The 17,435-nt window shown below is 69.2% G+C and carries 19 protein-coding genes; 11 read left to right on the plus strand and 8 right to left on the minus strand.

Translation table 11 applies throughout. The features are described 5' to 3' along the window. Positions 1 to 11: 11 nt before the first annotated feature. Both FFS49_RS01025 and FFS49_RS01030 read left to right on the plus strand, forming a co-directional pair. Positions 12 to 1,082, plus strand: coding sequence for an MBL fold metallo-hydrolase (locus tag FFS49_RS01025; protein WP_047851307.1), 1,071 nt, complete (start codon positions 12 to 14; stop codon positions 1,080 to 1,082). Between the two features lie 124 nt (positions 1,083 to 1,206). Continuing rightward, positions 1,207 to 1,866, plus strand: coding sequence for a glutathione S-transferase family protein (locus FFS49_RS01030; protein WP_046549472.1), 660 nt, complete (start codon positions 1,207 to 1,209; stop codon positions 1,864 to 1,866). A gap of 100 nt (positions 1,867 to 1,966) precedes the next feature. Here FFS49_RS01030 and FFS49_RS01035 read toward each other — a convergent pair whose 3' ends face one another. Next, a complete protein-coding gene (locus FFS49_RS01035) occupies positions 1,967 to 2,659 on the minus strand; it encodes a phosphatase PAP2 family protein (RefSeq protein WP_046548678.1) in 693 nt (230 codons plus the stop codon). A gap of 431 nt (positions 2,660 to 3,090) precedes the next feature. Next, the gene (locus FFS49_RS01040) at positions 3,091 to 4,323 is read right to left on the minus strand and encodes an MFS transporter (RefSeq protein WP_105818282.1); all 1,233 of its coding nucleotides are present in this window, start codon (positions 4,321 to 4,323) and stop codon (positions 3,091 to 3,093) included. A 101-nt stretch (positions 4,324 to 4,424) separates the two neighbouring features. Between FFS49_RS01040 and FFS49_RS01045 the strand changes: the two genes are divergently transcribed. Further along, positions 4,425 to 5,408 (plus strand): LysR family transcriptional regulator, encoded by a 984-nt coding sequence (locus tag FFS49_RS01045; RefSeq protein ID WP_105818281.1) that lies wholly within the window; start codon positions 4,425 to 4,427, stop codon positions 5,406 to 5,408. 45 nt (positions 5,409 to 5,453) lie between these two features. Here the strand turns inward: FFS49_RS01045 and FFS49_RS01050 are convergent, their stop codons facing one another. Both FFS49_RS01050 and FFS49_RS01055 read right to left on the minus strand, forming a co-directional pair. Beyond that, on the minus strand, positions 5,454 to 6,092 hold the full coding sequence (locus FFS49_RS01050; RefSeq protein ID WP_105818280.1) for a 2-hydroxychromene-2-carboxylate isomerase: 639 nt from the start codon (positions 6,090 to 6,092) through the stop codon (positions 5,454 to 5,456). 138 nt (positions 6,093 to 6,230) lie between these two features. After that, positions 6,231 to 7,052 (minus strand): IclR family transcriptional regulator, encoded by an 822-nt coding sequence (locus tag FFS49_RS01055; RefSeq protein ID WP_105818278.1) that lies wholly within the window; start codon positions 7,050 to 7,052, stop codon positions 6,231 to 6,233. Between the two features lie 172 nt (positions 7,053 to 7,224). Here FFS49_RS01055 and FFS49_RS01060 point away from each other — a divergent pair, with 172 nt between their 5' ends. From FFS49_RS01060 to FFS49_RS01075, 4 genes are all read left to right on the plus strand, one after another. Next, positions 7,225 to 8,211 carry a hydroxymethylglutaryl-CoA lyase gene (locus FFS49_RS01060; protein ID WP_046548673.1) on the plus strand — a complete coding sequence of 329 codons (987 nt, stop codon included), beginning with the start codon at positions 7,225 to 7,227 and terminating at the stop codon, positions 8,209 to 8,211. Then, positions 8,208 to 9,488, plus strand: a complete 1,281-nt coding sequence (locus FFS49_RS01065) for a CaiB/BaiF CoA-transferase family protein (protein WP_047851299.1) — start codon at positions 8,208 to 8,210, stop codon at positions 9,486 to 9,488. The genes FFS49_RS01060 and FFS49_RS01065 overlap by 4 nt, the downstream gene beginning before the upstream one ends. 82 nt (positions 9,489 to 9,570) lie before the next feature. After that, positions 9,571 to 10,878 carry an MFS transporter gene (locus FFS49_RS01070; RefSeq protein WP_105818277.1) on the plus strand — a complete coding sequence of 436 codons (1,308 nt, stop codon included), beginning with the start codon at positions 9,571 to 9,573 and terminating at the stop codon, positions 10,876 to 10,878. Position 10,879: 1 nt separating this feature from the next. Continuing rightward, entirely contained in the window at positions 10,880 to 12,010 is a 1,131-nt protein-coding gene (locus tag FFS49_RS01075; RefSeq protein ID WP_105818276.1) for an amidohydrolase family protein, read from the plus strand. A gap of 33 nt (positions 12,011 to 12,043) precedes the next feature. Here FFS49_RS01075 and FFS49_RS01080 read toward each other — a convergent pair whose 3' ends face one another. The 3 genes from FFS49_RS01080 to FFS49_RS01090 all read right to left on the minus strand — a co-directional run bounded on the left by FFS49_RS01080 (position 12,044) and on the right by FFS49_RS01090 (position 13,467). Then, the gene (locus tag FFS49_RS01080) at positions 12,044 to 12,520 is read right to left on the minus strand and encodes an SRPBCC family protein (protein ID WP_069252656.1); all 477 of its coding nucleotides are present in this window, start codon (positions 12,518 to 12,520) and stop codon (positions 12,044 to 12,046) included. A 124-nt stretch (positions 12,521 to 12,644) separates the two neighbouring features. Further along, positions 12,645 to 13,130 carry an SRPBCC family protein gene (locus FFS49_RS01085; RefSeq protein WP_039349758.1) on the minus strand — a complete coding sequence of 162 codons (486 nt, stop codon included), beginning with the start codon at positions 13,128 to 13,130 and terminating at the stop codon, positions 12,645 to 12,647. Continuing rightward, entirely contained in the window at positions 13,102 to 13,467 is a 366-nt protein-coding gene (locus FFS49_RS01090) for a metalloregulator ArsR/SmtB family transcription factor (RefSeq protein WP_105818275.1), read from the minus strand. Before FFS49_RS01090 ends, FFS49_RS01085 begins: the two co-directional genes overlap by 29 nt. Before the next feature lie 204 nt (positions 13,468 to 13,671). Here FFS49_RS01090 and FFS49_RS01095 point away from each other — a divergent pair, with 204 nt between their 5' ends. The 3 genes from FFS49_RS01095 (at position 13,672) to FFS49_RS01105 (ending at position 15,687) form a co-directional block, all read left to right on the plus strand. Beyond that, complete coding sequence (locus FFS49_RS01095; protein WP_047851295.1) at positions 13,672 to 14,202, plus strand: GNAT family N-acetyltransferase; 531 nt, start codon at positions 13,672 to 13,674, stop codon at positions 14,200 to 14,202. 11 nt (positions 14,203 to 14,213) lie between these two features. Continuing rightward, positions 14,214 to 14,999: a YhfC family glutamic-type intramembrane protease gene (locus FFS49_RS01100; protein WP_105818274.1), complete on the plus strand. Its 786-nt coding sequence runs from the start codon at positions 14,214 to 14,216 to the stop codon at positions 14,997 to 14,999. Positions 15,000 to 15,108: 109 nt separating this feature from the next. Beyond that, positions 15,109 to 15,687 carry a hypothetical protein gene (locus FFS49_RS01105; protein ID WP_105818273.1) on the plus strand — a complete coding sequence of 193 codons (579 nt, stop codon included), beginning with the start codon at positions 15,109 to 15,111 and terminating at the stop codon, positions 15,685 to 15,687. 84 nt (positions 15,688 to 15,771) lie between these two features. Here FFS49_RS01105 and FFS49_RS01110 read toward each other — a convergent pair whose 3' ends face one another. Continuing rightward, positions 15,772 to 16,356: a TetR family transcriptional regulator gene (locus tag FFS49_RS01110; RefSeq protein WP_105818272.1), complete on the minus strand. Its 585-nt coding sequence runs from the start codon at positions 16,354 to 16,356 to the stop codon at positions 15,772 to 15,774. Between the two features lie 341 nt (positions 16,357 to 16,697). Here FFS49_RS01110 and FFS49_RS01115 point away from each other — a divergent pair, with 341 nt between their 5' ends. Beyond that, a complete protein-coding gene (locus FFS49_RS01115; protein WP_105818271.1) occupies positions 16,698 to 17,402 on the plus strand; it encodes an SDR family oxidoreductase in 705 nt (234 codons plus the stop codon). Positions 17,403 to 17,435: the final 33 nt, after the last annotated feature.

Raw genomic sequence — 17,435 nt, forward strand, 5'->3', positions numbered from 1 at the left:
GCGACTTCGCGATGATCTTCCGGCAACTCTTCGACCCGCAATCGTCGACGTACACGTACCTGCTTGCCGACAGCGCATCGCGCGAAGCGGTGCTGATCGATCCGGTGTTCGAGCAGGTGCGCCGCGACGCGGCGCTGCTCGACGAGCTCGGGCTGCGGCTCGTCGCGACCGTCGACACGCACGTGCATGCCGATCATGTGACGGGCGCGTGGCTGCTGAAGCAGCGCACGGGCAGCACGATCGCGATCTCGGCCGCGAGCGGCGCGCAAGGCGCCGATCGCTACCTGAACGACGGCGACCGCTGCGCGTTCGGTGCGCGCTACCTGACCGTGCGCGCGACGCCCGGCCACACGAACGGCTGCATCAGCCTCGTGCTCGACGACGAATCGATGGCGTTCACCGGCGATTGCCTGCTGATCCGCGGCACGGGCCGCACCGACTTCCAGCAGGGCGACCCGCGCGCGCTGTATCGCGCGGTACACGGCCGGCTCTTTACGCTGCCGGCCGCGTGCCTGCTGTATCCGGCGCACGATTATCGCGGGCTCACGGTGACGAGCGTCGGCGAGGAGCGGCGCTTCAACCCGCGTCTCGGCGGCGACCTGAGCGAAGACGATTTCGCGGGCTACATGCGCAACCTCGGGCTCGCGCATCCGCGGCAGATCGACGTCGCGGTGCCGGCGAACCTGCAATGCGGCGTCGCGGCGAACGCGCCCGACGTGCAGGCCGCGCCCGACTGGGCGCCGCTCGTCTATACGTTCGCCGGGTTCTGGGAAATCGATCCGCAATGGCTCGAGGATCATCTGCCGGCGGTGCAGGTCGTGGACGTGCGCGAGCCGGACGAATTCACCGGCCCGCTCGGCCATCTGCCCGGCGCGACGCCGATTCCGCTCGGCGAACTGGCCGCGCGCGCCGGCGAGATCGCGCGCGACCGGCCGGTCGTGACCGTGTGCCGGGCCGGCGGGCGATCCGCGCAGGCGACCGTCATTCTGCTGAAGGCCGGCTTCGACGCGGTGGCGAATCTCGGCGGCGGGATGCTGCGCTGGCGTGCCGAAGGGCGCGTCGTGATGGACGGTCGGTCGTAACGCCCCAGGTCGCACGAAAAAAATTCCGACTCGCTGTCGAAATGGCCGCGTGCCGTTCGTCGTCAAGGTATCCGATCACGTGGCGCCGCATCACGCGGCGCCGAAACCCCTGAGAGACCCCACGATGATGCCGACGCTCTACGCCCATCCCTTTTCGTCCTACTGCCAGAAGGTGTTGACCGCGCTGTACGAGAACGGCACGCCGTTCGCGTATCGCGTGCTCGCGCACGACGATCCGAAACCGATGCAGGAGCTGGCCGCGCTGTGGCCGCTGAAGCGTTTTCCGGTGCTCGTCGATGCCGGCCGCACGGTGATCGAGGCGTCGATCATCATCGAGTATCTCGGCCTGAACCATCCGGGCCCCGTGCGCCTGCTGCCCGACGATCCGCACGCGGCGCTCGAGGTGCGCACGATGGATCGTTTCTTCGACAACTACGTGTCGACGCCGCAGCAGAAGGTCGTGTTCGACGCGCTGCGGCCGGAGGCCGAGCGCGATGCGCGCGGGGTGGCCGATGCGCGCGCGATGCTGGAGACGTCGTACGCGTGGCTGGACAAGAAGATGGCCGATCGCGAATGGGCGGCCGGCGACCGCTTCAGCCTCGCCGACTGCGGCGCGGCGCCGTTCCTGTTCTACGCGGACTGGACGCACCGGATCGATCCGTCGTTCGCGAACGTGCTGGCGTACCGCCAGCGTCTGCTGGCGCGGCCGTCGTTCGCGCGCGCGGTCGACGAGGCGCGGCCGTTTCGCCCGTTCTTTCCGCTGGGTGCGCCTGATCGCGACTGATCGGCGTGGGCGACGCGCGGCGCGCCGCCACTGCGCATGGCCGGCAGCGCGTGCCGGGGCGGCGGAACGTAAGCAGCGGCAGCATCGCGGCGTCTCCCCGTCACATCGTGTGGGTGGCCGACTGCGCGAGCGTCAGCAGTTCGTCGAACTGCGTGATCAGCTCGAAGCACAGCAGGAACGCGAGCGTATAGGCCGGCGCGGGAAAGCGCTTGATCATCGCGAGCACCTGCGGTGCGAAGCGCGAGCGGATTGCATCGCGCGTCAGCAGCCACGCGAGCGCGATGCCGATCGCGGCGCCCGCGATCAGGTCGGTCGGATAGTGAAAGCCGAGATACGCGCGCGGCAGGCAGATGAACACCACGGCATACAGCAGCGCGAACACGCCGACGCGGCGCGCGATGATGAAGATGCCGGTGGCGATCGCCATCCACAGCATCGCGTGATCGCTCGGAAACGAACTCCATGCCTGCAGCGTGGCCGCGCGCAGCCCTGCCGACGGAAAGTGCAGGTGCAGGTCGGGGTTGTAGATCGGCCGCACGCGGAACGGCAGCACCTGCGCGAGCAGCCGGCCGATCGCGAGCGCGATGAGCCCGCTCGCGATCGTCGCGACGACCTGCTCGCGCTGCCGCTCGCGGTTCGGGCCCGGCTGGAACCACAGCCAGCACAGCACGGGAATGAGCACGAAGCCCTTGAACGTGTACAGTCCGGCGATCACGCGGATCGCGTGATTCATCAGCGGGCCGAACGTGATGTGGGTGAGGAAGGTCTGGATCGTGGTGTCGAAATCGTTCATGTTCTGTGCGACCCGGGCGGACGCTCAGCGCATGACATGCGGCCGGCAGGATCGGAAAGCGCGCTCGTACCGGAGCGCAACGGGGGGCAAGTATGTCACCCGTTATTTCGAAGAAAATTCGAAAAAATACCGGGAATCCCCTGATAAAACGGGGCTGTGCAACGGGGCCGGATGGGGGAGCGCCGCGTGGCGGGGCGCATCGAATCGTCCGACGTTTTCGCATTGAGGCGCACGGCCGCCGGAAAAATAATCGGTTGAACTGGACATTCGTTCGAAGGGGTGCGGACCGTTCGCGGGATGGGGGCTTTTCGTGCCGAATGCGCACGAATCTGCCAGGCTGCCCGGCGTCATGCGTGCGCCGATCGAAAATAAAAGAAAAGGCGGGCAAGCCCTTGTGGGCCTGCCCGCCAGGTGGGTGCGGACGCGGAAACTCAGCGGCGCCAGATCCGCACGGCGAGCGCGGCGAGCGACGTCACGACGGCCAGCCCGGTCACCGCATTCCAGCCCAGTTGCGCGAGCAACAAACTGCCGATCGCGGCGCCGGCCGCCATCCCGATGAACATGCCGACGAACAGCACCGCGTTGAGGCGGCTGCGCGACGCGGGGTCGATCCGGTAGACGATCGCCTGGTGCGCGATCAGCGTGGCCTGCACGCCGAGATCGAAGCCGATCGTCGCGACCGCGAGCAGCACGAGCTGGGCATGCGTCGACATCAGCGGTGCGGCGGCCATCGACGCGAACGACACCGTCGCGATGCCGATGCCGATGCGCGTGACGCGCTCGGGGCCGTGATGGTCGGCCAGGCGCCCGGCAATCGGCGCGGCCAGCGCACCCGCTGCACCGGCGAGGCCGAATGCGCCCGCGGCTGCACTGCCGAGGTGGAACGGTGCGCCGTGCAGCATCACCGCGAGCGTCGACCAGAACGCGCTGAACCCGATCGCCAGCAACCCTTGCGCGAGCGCGGCACGGCGCAGCGCCGGATGCTGGCGCCACAGCGCGCCGAGCGACCCGATCAGCGCACGATACGGCAGGCGCGTGGTCGGCTCGAAGTGCGGCAGCCCGCGCGCGGCCACGACGCCGATCGCCGCGACGCTGGCGGCCGCGAGCGCGAACATCGCGCGCCAGCCGGCCGTCTCGGCGACGAACCCGGCCACGACCCGCGACAGCAGGATGCCGAGCAGCAGCCCCGTCATCACCGTGCCGACGATGCGGCCGCGATGCGCGTCGTGCGCGAGCGTCGCGGCGGCCGGCACGACGTCCTGCGCCATCGTCGCCGCGAGGCCGATCGCGAAGCTCGCCGCGAGCAGCAGCCCGAGCGACGGCGCGATCGCGGCGAGCAGCAGCGCGACGACCAGCGTCGCGGCCTTGGTCACGATCACGCGGCGGCGGTCGAAACGGTCGCCGAGCGGCGCGAGCAGCAGGATGCCGAGCGCATAGCCGAGCTGCGTGAGCGTCGGCACGAAGCCGATCGCCCGTGCCGACGCGCCGAGATCGGGCCCGAGCGCGCCGAGCATCGGCTGCGCGTAGTAGAGCGGCGCGACCCCGAGGCCAGCGGCGGCCGCGAGCAGCAGCACGAGCCGGCGATCGGGCATCGAACGGGCGGCCGGGTGGGCCGGGGCGTGTGCGGCGCGGGGCGCGGCATCGAGTCGGGACGGGGTGGACATGGCGTGCATCCTGGTTGCGATGAAGGAATGGACGCGAGTGTGGCGGCATGCGGCCGGCCACGGTAGTGCCGCCCCGCGCAGATTTGTTATACGCTCCACGAATGGCCGAAAAATCCCCCTTCTCTCCCGCTCCTGGCGGATCTCCGCGCATTCAGGCGGTGCCGGTGGACGGAGCGGGCTATCGTTTCGAGCTGATGGAAACCTTCGTACGCATAGTCGAAGCCGGCAGCCTGTCGGCCGCGGCCGCGCAACTGCATACGACACAGCCGACGATCAGCCGGCGGCTGCAGGCGCTCGAACGCTCGCTCGGCATGCGGCTGCTGCAGCGAACCACGCACACGATGCGGCTGACCGTCGACGGCGAGCGCTGCTTCAAGCGCGCGAAGGAGCTGCTGGCGAACTGGGCGGCGTTCGAGGCCGATCTGCGCGGTGCGCAGGAGGAGCCGGACGGGCTGTTGCGGGTCGCGGTGCCGCACGCGTTCGGGCAGGAGCGTTTCGTCGAGCCGCTCGCGCGGTTCCTGCGCGACTATCCGCGCGTGTCGGTCGAGTGGCTGCTGCAGGACGAGGTGCGGGATTTCGTCGGCAGCGGCATCGATTGCGCGATCCAGGTGGGCGAGCCGACCGATCCGGCCGTGGTCGCGATCCGGCTCTCGAAGGTGCCGCGCTTCGTGGTCGCCGCGCCGTCCGTGCTGAACGGCGCCGACGTGCCGGCCGATCCCGACGCGCTGGCCGCGCTGCCGTGGCTCGCGCTGCGCACGTACTACCGCACGGAGCTGGCGCTCACGCATTCGGCCACGGGCGAGACGCGGCGCATTGCGATCCGCCCGCGCATCACGACCGCGAACCTTTACGCGCTGCGCAGCGCGGCGTTGCTGGGAGTGGGGGCGTGCGTCGGTTCGTCATGGATGCTGGCCGACCACCTCGCGCGCGGCGAGCTCGTGCACCTCGCGCCCGAGTGGCAGGCCGCGCCGCTGCCCGTCTACCTGACCTACCCGCATGCGCAGTTCTATCCGTCGCGGCTCGTCCGGTTCGCCGCGATGATGCGCGAGGCCGTGCCGGGGCTCGTCGAAGGGCGCGATACCTGACTCCGACGCGGGATGTGCCGCGAGCGCCGGGCGGCCACGGTGGTGTCAGCCGCGCCGGATCCCTTCGGGCAGCGCGCTGATGCGGCGCACCTCGGGCGAATCGAGCCACGCGCGCGACGTCGCGCAGTCGGCGAACATGTCGGTCGCATCCTCGCCCCAGAACAGGTCGCCGTCGAGTGCGAAGGTCGGCACGCCGAATACGCCGTGCGCGATCGCATCGTCGGTGTTCGCACGCAGCGCGTCCTTCACCGGCTGGGTGTCGACGGCCGTCACACCTTCCGGAAAGCCGACTGCTTCGCACAGCGCGGCGAAGCCTTCCGGTGTCGACACGTCCTGGCCGTCGCGCCAGATATGCCTGAAGATCCGCCGGATTGCGTCGGGAGAATTGCCCATCGCGATCGCGAGGCGCAGCGGCTTGATCGGATTGAACGGGTGCGCGGGCGGCATCCGGAACGCGATGCCGAGCTTCTCCGCGCGATATTGCGCGTGACGATAGGTGAAGACGCGTTTCGCCGCGATCTCGGCCGGCGCTTTCTGGCCCCAGTGCGTGAGCAGTGCGCCGAGCACGATGGGCCGAGGCTCGAATGCGGCGGCGGCCGGCAACCGGTCGAATTGTTCCTGCTGCAGATAGGCGAACGGCGAAACGAAATCGAAATACCAGGTGGCGGTGCGCGCGGCGTTCATGGTGGCGGCCCTCAAGCGTGTCCGGTTGGTTGCGGCACGCGCGGCACGCCCGCAGGCGGCGCGCGATGCATGCATCGGCGGCCAGTGTCGCACGCGGCCGCCTTTCGCGCTGTGGCGCGGCCAGGCGCGCGCCGTCGGTTACGGCGCCGCGTCGCCGTGGCCCGCTGCCGATGCGAGTCGCGCGAGGCTGTCACGCACGGCCGCCGCGTCGTAGCGTGCGCCTGAGCCGCCGAGCGCCACGGTCGCCTTCTGCGCGAGCGGCAACAGCATCGCGAGCGCCGCCGCCATGGCCGGCGCGTCGGCGAGCCGCGATTTCGGGCCCGATACGGTCAGCGCGCCGACACACTCGCCGGCTGCGCCGAACACGGGCGCGGATGCCGACGCCGTCTCGGGGTCGCGCTCACCGTACGACGCGGCCCACAGCTGTTCGCGCACGTCGTTCCATCGCGCATCCTGCAGGTCGGTGAACGCCAGGAGCACCTTCCCGGACGCGCCCTGGCGCACCGGAAACTCCTCGCCGACCCGAATCGACACGCGCACCGCACGGGCGGGCTCGACCCGGTACAGCACCGAGCGCATGTCGCCCTGGCGCACGTAGAACGACGCCGTTTCGCCGAGTTCGCGGCTCAGCGTCTCGAGCAGCGGCTCGACCACCGGGCCGACCCGGAACGAACGCTGATACAGCGCGGCGAGCCGCAGCGGCTCGTGCCCGATCGCGTACTGGCCGTCGTCGAGCTTGCGCATGAAGCCGCCATGTTCGAGCGCCGTGAGCAGGCGCAGGATCGTGCTCTTGTACAGCCCGGTGCGGCGCGACAGCTCCGCGAGCGACAGCCGGTCGTCGGTCTGCCCGAACGCACGGAGGATCGCGAACGCGCGATCGAGCACGGCGACGCCGCTGGACGCTTCTTCGACCGGCGAATCGGGCTCGCTGCCGGCGTGATCGGTTTGAGTCTTGGGCACTGCCTGCTTCCTTCTGAGGATGATCGTCCGACTATATCGTTCTGCCTGGCAGAACTCAAGTTCCAGAAAATCGCAATTTCACGGGTATACCCCGCTTACGGCCTGTTCGACGTGTGCATAAAGTTCTGTCAAACAGAACGATGTTCTTTCAGATAGAACGATGGAGTGTCAAATGAGTGTTTCCGAATATCCGAAGGTGCTGGTCAGCGAGGTCGGGCCGCGCGACGGCCTGCAGAGCATCCAGGCCGTGATGCCGACGGCCGGCAAGCTGCGCTGGATCACGGCGCTTGCCGCGGCCGGCCTGCGCGAGATCGAGGTCGGGTCGTTCGTGCCGGCCAGGCTGCTGCCGCAGATGGCCGACGTGCGCGAAGTCGTCGCGCACGCGCTGGCGATTCCCGGGCTGCACGTCGCCGCGCTCGCGCCGAACCTGCGCGGCGCCGAGGGCGCATTCGAGGCCGGCGTGCACAAGCTGACGCTGCCGGTCTCGGTGACGGAAGCGCATTCGCTGGCGAACATCCGCAAGACGCCCGCACAGATGATCGACGAGGTGCGTGCGATCGTCGCGTTGCGCGACGCGCGGTTTCCCTCGGTGCAGATCGAGGCGGGCGTGTCGGTCGCGTTCGGCTGCACGATCGCGGGCGCCGTCAGCGACGACGAGACGATCGCGATGGCGGTGGCGATGGCCGAATGCGGCGTCGACGAGATCGGGCTGTCCGACACGAGCGGCTATGCGAACCCGGCGCAGGTGCGCCGGCTGTTCCTGCGCCTGCAGCGCGAAGTCGGCGGCAAGGCGGGTGGCGCGCATTTCCACAATACGCGCGGGCAGGGGCTCGCGAACGTCGTCGCGGCGCTCGACGCGGGCGTGACGACGATCGACGCGAGCCAGGGCGGCCTCGGCGGTTGCCCGTATGCACCGGGCGCGACCGGCAACATCGTCACCGAGGATCTCGTGTTCCTGCTCGAAGCGATGGGATTCGACACGGGTATCGACGTCGACGCGCTGCTCGCCGCGCGCGCAATCCTGCACGCGGCGCTGCCGGCCGAGGCGCTGTACGGGCATGTGCCGGACGCCGGGTTGCCGAAGGGCTTCCGTTACGCGGACGGCCGCGCACCGAGCGCGGTGCAACCGGAAGGATGCCTGACGGGAGTCGCGCAATGAACGACCATCAACCGGCTTCGGCGCTGCCGTACGCAGGCACGCGCGTGATCGAGATGACGCACATGGTGATGGGCCCGACCTGCGGGATGCTGCTCGCGGATCTCGGCGCGGAAGTCATCAAGATCGAACCGATCGCGGGCGACAGCACGCGCGCGCTGCGCGGTTCCGGCGCGGGCTTCTTCGGGATGTTCAATCGCAACAAGAAGAGCCTTGCCGTCGACGTGAAGGATCCGCGCGGGCTGGAGATCGTGCTGCGGCTCGTCGCGACGGCGGATGTCTTCAGCGAGAACTTCAAGAGCGGCACGATGGACCGGCTCGGCCTCGGCTATCCCGCGCTCTTCTCGCTGAACCCGCGCCTCGTGTACGTATCGCACAAGGGCTTCCTGCCGGGGCCGTACGAGCATCGCACCGCGCTCGACGAAGTGGTGCAGATGATGGGCGGCCTCGCGTACATGACGGGCCCGGAAGGGCGGCCGCTGCGCGCGGGCGCCAGCGTGAACGACATCATGGGCGGCATGTTCGGCGCGATCGGCGCGATGGCCGCGCTCGCGCAGCGCGAACGCACCGGCCGCGGCCAGCAGGTACAGAGCTCGCTGTTCGAGAACAACGTGTTCCTCGTCGCGCAGCACATGATGCAGTTCGCGGTGACCGGGCAGGCCGCATCGCCGATGCCGAGCCGGATTTCCGCGTGGGCCGTCTACGACGTGTTTGCCGTCAAGGATGGCGAACAGATCTTTCTCGCGGTCGTATCGGACACGCAGTGGGCGTTGTTCTGCGATGCGTTCGGCCTGGCCGCGCTGAAGGACGATCCGCGCCTCGCGACCAACAACCTGCGCGTGCAGGCGCGCGAGTGGCTGCTGCCCGAGTTGCGCGCGCGGCTCGCGTCGCATTCGGCTGCGGAGATCGGCGCGATCTTCGAATCGAACGGCCTGCCGTACGCGCCGATCACGAAACCGCAGGACCTGTTCGACGATCCGCACCTGCTCGCCACGGGCGGCCTCGAGGCCGTGACGCTGCCGGCCGACGCGAGCAGCGCCGGGCGGCCGGTCGACACGCGCACCGCGCTGCTGCCGCTGACGCTTGCCGGCGAACGCCTGCGGCTGCGCACGGCTCCGCCCGCACTCGGCCAGGACACGCGCGCGCTGCTCGGCGAGCTCGGCTACACGCCGGACGATGCGCGTGCGCTGATCGAAGCCGGCGTCGTCGCGGGCCGGCATGGCGCGGACGATGCGGCGCCGGGCGGCGCGCCGTCACCGAATGAACTGGCGAGCGCGTAGCGCGGCCGCGATTCACCGAACGAACAAAGGCGTCCCGGCCGTGCCGCGCACGGGCGCGGCCGCCCCATCCACGGAGACAACCATGACATCCGCTTCCCCGGCAATGGCCGACGATCGCGAGACCGACACGTCGATCGAGCAACGGGCCGTGCGCAAGGCCGCGTGGCGTTTCATTCCGCTGCTCGCGCTCGCGTACTTCTTCAACTACCTGGACCGCACGAGCGTCGGCTTCGCGGCGCTCACGATGAACCGCGATCTCGGGCTGACCGCGACGCAGTTCGGCTGGGGCGCGGGGATCATGTTCGCCGGCTACTGCATGTTCGAGGTGCCGAGCAATCTCGCGCTGTACCGCTTCGGCGCGCGGCGCTGGCTCGCCCGCATCATGATCACGTGGGGGCTGATGGCGGCCGCGACCGCGCTGGCGACCGGGTCGACGAGCTTCTACGCGATCCGGCTGCTGCTCGGCATCGGCGAAGCCGGATTCTTTCCGGGCGTGATCTTCTTCCTCGCCGTGTGGTTTCCGGCGAGCTACCGCACGCGCGTGCTGGCGTGGTTCACCGTGTCGACGCCGCTGTCGTCGCTGATCGGCGGTCCGTTGTCGACGTGGCTGCTGCAACTCGACGGCGTGCTCGGGCTTGCCGGATGGAAATGGATGTTCATCGTCGAAGGGCTGCCGGCGTGCGCGCTCGGTTTTCTCGTGCTCAGGCTGCTGTCCGATTCGCCGGCGCATGCCGCGTGGCTGTCCGACGACGAGCGTGCGGCGCTGCAGCGCGCGTTCGAGCGCGACGCCGCGGCCGCCGGCCGCAAGAAGCGCTTCGGCGTTGCGCTGCGCGACGTGCGCGTGTACGTGCTCGCGCTGATCTCGTTCGGCTTCACGATGGGGTCCTACGGGATCGGCATCTGGCTGCCGCAGATGCTGAAGGCGCACGGCATGTCGACGATGCAGACGGGCTGGCTGTCCGCAGTGCCGTACTTCTTCGCGACCATCGCGCTGCTGTGGTGGGCGAAGCGCGTGGACCGGCGCGGCGGCCCGGTCGCGAACCTGGCGATCGGGCTGTTCATCGGCGCGGTGGCGCTCGGCGTGTCGACGCACTTCCTGACGCTCGGGCCGGCGCTCGTCGGCATCACGCTCGCGCTGATCGGCACGATCGCCGGCCGCACGATCTTCTACACGCTGCCGTCGCGCTTCCTGTCCGGCCAGGCCGCGGCCGGCGGGCTCGCGCTGATCAACTCGATCGGCGCGCTCGGCGGCTTCGCGGGCCCTTATCTCGTCGGCTACCTGAAGGACAGCTTCGGCACCTTTACCGCCGGCATGCTCGGCCTCGCGATCGTGCTGGCGATCACGACGCTGCTCACGCTGTCGCTGTATGCGTTCGACCGGAGCGAATGACATGGACACGACGATGTCGATCAAGCGACGCCGGCTGCTCGGCGCGGCCGCCGCATCGCTCGCGCTGCCCGCGTTCACCGGGACGCGCGCGGCCACCCAGGAAGGAGTTTCCCGCATGACGACGCAAAGCAACTATCTCGCGGTCCGGCCCGACTGGCTCGCGTCGGCGCTCGAACCCGCGCTCGAGCCCGACCTGCCGATCGTCGACGCGCATCATCATTTCTATGAACGGCCGGGCTGGATCTACATGCTCGACGACTATCTGCAGGATGCGCGCTCCGGCCACAACATCCAGGCGTCCGTCTACATGCAAGCGCAGACGCGCTATCGCGAATCGGGCCCGGCCGAACTGAAACCGGTGGGCGAGACGGCCTACGTCGCGGGCGTGACCGAGCCGCTGCAGCACGGCTCGGTGGCGGTCGCGAAAGGCATCGTCGGCCACGCGGACCTGCGTCTCGGCGAACGCGTGCGCGAGGTGCTCGAAGCGCATCTCGACGCCGGTCGCGGGCGCTTCCGCGGGGTTCGTCACCTGACGACATGGGACGCCGATCCGACGCTCGCCAATCCGCTGTCGGCAGTGCCGCGCGGGCTGCTGCTCGATCCCGCGTACCGGGCGGGCGTCGCCCAGCTCGCGCCGCTCGGGCTGTCGTATGACGCGTGGCTGTTCTTTCCGCAGTTGCCTGAACTGTTCGAGCTTGCGAAGGCGAACCCCGATACGCGCGTCATCGTCAATCACTGCGGCGGCGTCGTGCGGATCGCCAGTTATGCCGACAAGCGGCCGGAGGTGTTCGAGCGCTGGTCGGCGTCGATGCGTACGCTCGCGCAACTGCCGAACGTGTACGTGAAGGTCGGCGGGCTCGGGATGCGCATCAACGGTTTCGATTTCGAGAAGGGCGAGCGGCCGCCGTCTTCCGTGCAGCTCGCCGATGCGTGGAAGCCGTGGATGATGACCTGCATCGACGCGTTCGGCCCCGGGCGCTGCATGTTCGAGAGCAATTTCCCGGTCGACAAGGGCTCGTATTCGTTCGTGAACGGCTGGAATGCGTTCAAGCGGCTGACCGCGCAGGCGAGCCCGGACGAGCGCGACGCGCTGTTCCGCGGCACGGTCACGCGCGCTTACCGGCTCGGCTGACGCGCGCCGCGGCGGGCCCGGCGCGGCGCTGGCTCACCCGGCTTCCACCAGTGCCGCGAGCCGCGCCAGCGCCATTTGCCAGCCGGTCTCGTTGTCCGCGGCCGGGACGCCGGGCGGCACCCCGTCGTGCACGGCGTCCACGCGCGTGCCGCCCGCTTCGTCGGACAGCGTGATCGTGATCGTCATCGCGCCGCGCAGCATCGGGTCGTCGGTCTCGAACACGTCGATCTCGACGATCTGCTCGTCCGGCACGAGCGTGACGAAGCGTCCGTGATAGGTATCGGTGCGCGCGGTGGTCTTGCCGGTGCCGGCCGACGGCGCGTCGTAGCTCAGCGATACCCGCAGCGCACCGCCTTCGCGCGTGTCGTACGCATGCACGCGGCACGTCATGCCGTCGGGCACCTTCCATTGCTCGACGGCGTGCGGATCGAGGAGTGCGCGGTAGACGCGGCCGCGCGGGGCGTTCAGGTGCCGGCTGACCCGGGTCGAATGCGTGTGCGTGTGCAACATGTGGCCTCCCGCGGAGCGCGCACGACGGTGCACGCCGGCGGCCGGCGTGTCGTCATGCTTCCTTCAGGAATCCTAGGCGCGCGAGAGGCGGCATGCAATGACCGCACACGCGGCCGCGGCCGGCTCAGCGCAATGCGGCCGCGAATTCGTCGAGCTGCGTGATGCAGGTGTTCCAGCCCTCGAAGAAGCCGAGTGCTTCGTGGCGGTCGCGCGTGGCGGCGTCCGGATGCATCACGCGCGCTTCGTAGCGGCTGCCCGCATCGTCGTCGGCCATCGTGATGATCGCGGTGAAGCCCATCCACGGCGCCTGCGGCCGCCAGCCGCCCGTCAGCATCGACGTGAACGCGATGCGCGATTCCGGCACGATTTCGAGGAAGCAGCCGGGATTGTCGCTGGTGCCGCCGTCGGGGCCGCGCATGTACGTGTGGAAGGCGCCGCCCGGACGCAGGTCGAACGCGCGCACTTCGGTGGTCCACGGTTTCGGGCACCACCATTGCTTCAGCAGTTCGGGGTCGGTCCATGCACGCCACAGCGCGTGGCGCGGCGCGCGCAGCGTGCGCGTGATGACGAGATCGTGGGCTTCAACGGGGTCGACGGGGCTGGCGGACATCTTGCTCCTCCTGGTGACGGCGTTCGACGAATTCAACGAGACGATCGGATCGCGCTTCCCACAGCGCGCGCTGCTCGGCGAGCCATGCCTCGGCTTCGGTCAGCCGGCTGCCGACTAGCGTGCAGGTACGCGAGCGGCCGGCTTTCCGGGTCTGGACGAGGCCGCTGCGCTCGAGCACGGCGACGTGCTTCATGAACGACGGCAACGCCATGTCGAACGGCTCGGCCAGCGCGGAGACGGTCCGTTCGCCGTGGCCGAGCATGTTGACGATCGCGCAGCGCGTCGGATCGGCGAGGGCGTGGAAGACGTCGCTGATGCCGGTTTGAAAGTTAGCCATGTGGCTAAGTATAGGAGAGGCGGACGGCGATGCAATGGAATCTTTCGTCGCGTAGGATGATGGGGCGGTAACACGTGCCGACCGGGTGCGGCGTTGCCGCGCGCCTGCCGCCGTTGCGCGAGTCGCGACGGCCGGCCGGTGTTCCTTCCCATCCGGACGCACGCCGAACCCGCGTGTGCGACCCAACAGACTACCGGAGTTGGCATGACCGAATCCGTTACCGTCCGCCGCGTCGACGCGGGCGAAGCGAAGCGCTGTGTCGAAGCACTGGCCGACGTGCTGATCGATTGCGTCGAGGGCGGCGCGTCCGTCAGCTTCATGTTGCCGATCGAGCGGCCGACTGCCGTCGCATTCTGGACCCACGTCGCCGACGGCGTCGCGAACGGCGAGCGCATCCTGCTCGTTGCAGAGGACGCGGCCAGCCGGATCGTCGGCACCGTGCAGGTCGTGACCGCGCAGCCCGAGAACCAGCCGCATCGTGCCGATATCTCGAAGATGCTCGTGTCGCGGCGTGCGCGCCGGCAGGGCATCGCCGCGCGGCTGATGGCGGCGGCCGATGCGGCCGCACGCGACGCGGGCAAGACCGTGCTCGTGCTCGATACCGTGACGGGCGGCGACGCGGAGCGGCTGTACGAGCGGGCCGGCTGGCAGCGCGTCGGCGTCGTGCCGAACTACGCGCTGATGCCCGACGGCACGCTCTGTGCGACGACGTATTTCCACAAGCAACTCGCGTAGCGGCATTCGTCATGCATCCCGTCGCCCCGTTGCTCCTGTTCCTCGCATTCGCGGCGGGTGTCGTGGCGCTGATCGTGCCGGTGTTGCTCGCGGTCGCGTGGCGGCGCCGCACGCAGGTGCCGTTGCGGGTGTTTTTCTACGGGATGCTGACTTTTTTCGTGTTCCAGCCGGTGCTGCGCCTGTCGTGGCAGGCGCCGTTGTTCCACTGGCTCGGGAACGATCCCCGCTGGCACCTGCCGATGCTCGTGTTCGCGGTGCTGACCGCTGGCCTCTTCGAGGAGTGCGGGCGCTGGGTCGCTTTCCGGTATCTGCTGCCGAAGCGACATGACGCGCCGACGGCCGTGATGCTCGGGCTCGGGCACGGCGGGGTGGAGGCGATGCTGCTGGTCGGCGTCGGGTTTCTCGCGCTCGGCACGGGTTATGTGCTCGCGCACGCGGGCGTCGTGGTGCCCGAAGGCGTGCAATCGCTGATCGGCTCGCAGTTCGCGGGCATGACGCTCGCGTCGCCGTTTCTCGCGCTGTTCGAGCGCGCGAGCGCGATGGCCGCGCACGTGGGGTTGTCGCTGATCGTGCTGCAGGCATTCGTCCGGGGTACGAAGCGCTGGCTCGCGTATGCGATCGCGTTTCACTTCCTGTTCGACCTCGCCGTCGTGCTGCTCACGCGGTACTGGCATGTCGATACCGTGCTGGTCGAGGTGCTCCTGTTCGCATGCAGTGTCGTGCTTCTGTGGCTCGGGCTGCGCTGGAGCCGCCGGATGACGGGGGCCGGCGAGGCGAGCACGGGGCATGTGGCCTGATTGGCCGGGCTTCGTCAGGGAATCAAGCAAGGCCGCCGACATTGCCGGTCCGATATAGTCACGCAGGAAGACTTCAGCAGAACGAGACCCCCCCGGAACCACCGCCCCGATGAAACGCTCCCATGTCGCTTTCGCCCTCACAGGCTTGCTCGTCGCGCTGCCGATTGCCGCGTATGCGCTCGTCAAGCCGTTGCGCGTCGTCGCGCCCGCGCTGGTTCCCGGTGTGTCGTGCCCGAGCGCCGATATCTGCACGGACGATGCCGCGAAGCTCGGCGACGCGCAGCAGCTCTATCGCGACGGCTATGCACGCGCCGCGGCGGCCGTCGGTGCCTTCCAGGCGGCGCCGCGCGTGGTGTTCTGCTCGACGCGGGCGTGCGCCGATGCGTTCGGCCTGGGCCAGCGCGCGGCGCTGACGCTCGGGAATTTCGGCGTGGTCGTCGCACCGCGCGGCTGGCAGACCTACTTTCTCGCGCACGAGCTGATCCATCATCGCCAGGCCGAAGTGCTCGGCAACCTGGCCGTCGCGACCCGGCCGCGCTGGCTGATCGAAGGGATGGCGTATTCGCTCAGCGACGATCCGCGCCACCCGCTGGCGGAGCCGTTCGAAGCGTGGCGCACGCGTTTTGCCGCCTGGAATGCGGCGCGCGGTGCACAGCCGCTGTGGGATGCTGCACGGACGGTCGAATAGCGCGGCAACGCGCCGAAACGTCGCCGCGCAAGTAGACCCACTCACACATTGCGCAAGCCGACACGTCACGACGTCATGACGTGGCTACGCCGGCGCGCCCGGATCGTCGCGCCCGGCGGTGAGCGTCTCCCGCCCGGCTGCGAGGATCTCGTCCGCCAGCGCCGGATCGATGCCGGCGATCGCGCGCGACAGCACGAGCGCGCCGACCATCTGGCTGAAGACCGCGACCGCATCGCGACGCGTCTGCGCCGGCGTCGCGTCTTCCGTGGCCACCATCCGTTCCAGCCGATCGAGGTACGTGGCGAGGCCGTGCGCATAGCACGCACGCGCCGCGTCGGTCAGTCGCGGCGCATCGCCCGCGAAACCGGACAGCGGGCATCCGGCCTCGACGTTGTCGCGATGCGCGGCGGACAGATACAACGCCACCTGCGCGTCGAGACTGCCGGCATTCGGCGAATCCGCACGGTCCTGCATCGCCTTTTCCATCACCTCGGCGACCAGCGCGTCCTTCGACTTGAAGTGGTTGTAGAAGCCGCCCTGCGTGAAGCCGGCTTCCTTCATCAGCTCCGTGAGCCCCACCGCGTCGACGCCGCGCGCGCGGAACAGCCGCTCGGCGGCCGCGACGATCGCACTCCGGTTCTCGGCGGCCTGCTGTCTTGATACGCCCATCGATCCCTCCCTGATTTTGTCGATCGCGCCGATTGGAAAACACAATGGCGATCACCATTGACGTGCCCGAATGGCGGGAACACAATGCATCGCAAAGACGATGGTGATCGACATTGACATCAAGTGTAGTCGACTTGGCGGCGAGCACAAAGCCGCTGCCCGAACACCGGATGGCAATCGGTCGGGGTCTTTGGCGCCGCCGGGTCACGGGCAGCGGGCGGCTCGCCGTCTGCCGCCAGGCGGCGCCACGGTTCGACGAGCAACGGCAGGCTGGTTTCCACCGGATCTCACGCGCGCGGCGAGCCGGCGCGCATGCGATTCATCATGCGAAAGGAACGAACATGAAGATCGAAGGTGCAGTGGTGTTCATCACGGGCGCAAACCGCGGGCTCGGGCTCGAGTTTGCGAAGCAGGCGCTCGCGAGAGGGGCGCGCAAGGTCTATGCGGCGGCGCGCGATCCGGCCACCGTGACGCTGCCGGGCGTCGCGCCGGTGAAGCTCGATGTGACCGATGCGGCGGCCGTCGCCGCGGCGGCCGAAGCCGCACGCGACGTCACGCTGCTGATCAACAACGCGGGCATCGCGCGGCTCGGCAGCCTGACGGACGATGGCGCACCCGACGCATTGCGCGATCACTTCGAAACCAACGTGTTCGGGATGCTGGCGATGTCGCGCGCGTTCGCGGGCATCCTCGCCGGCCATGGCGGCGGCGCGATCCTGAACATCCTGTCCGTCGCGAGCTGGGTGAACCGGCCGATCCTGTCGGGCTACGGCGTGTCGAAATCGGCTGCGTGGGCGCTGACCAACGGGCTGCGCCATTCGCTGCGCGAGCAGCACACGCAGGTCGTCGGGCTGCATGCCGGCTTCATCGATACCGACCTGACGGCCGGCCTCGACGTGCCGAAAGCGACGCCGGCCGACGTCGTGCGCCAGGCGTACGAAGCGATCGAGGCGGGAGAGGAGGAAGTGTCGACCGACGAGTTCACGCGGCAGGTGAAGGCCACGCTGTCGTCGGGCGTTTATCTGGAAGAGCCGGCGCCGCGTTGACGTCGCCGGTATCCCGGGCCCGCTGCCCCTGCC

It is taken from the genome of Burkholderia sp. 4NA327C6, from assembly GCF_005502655.1.
Lineage (GTDB): Bacteria > Pseudomonadota > Gammaproteobacteria > Burkholderiales > Burkholderiaceae > Burkholderia > Burkholderia contaminans.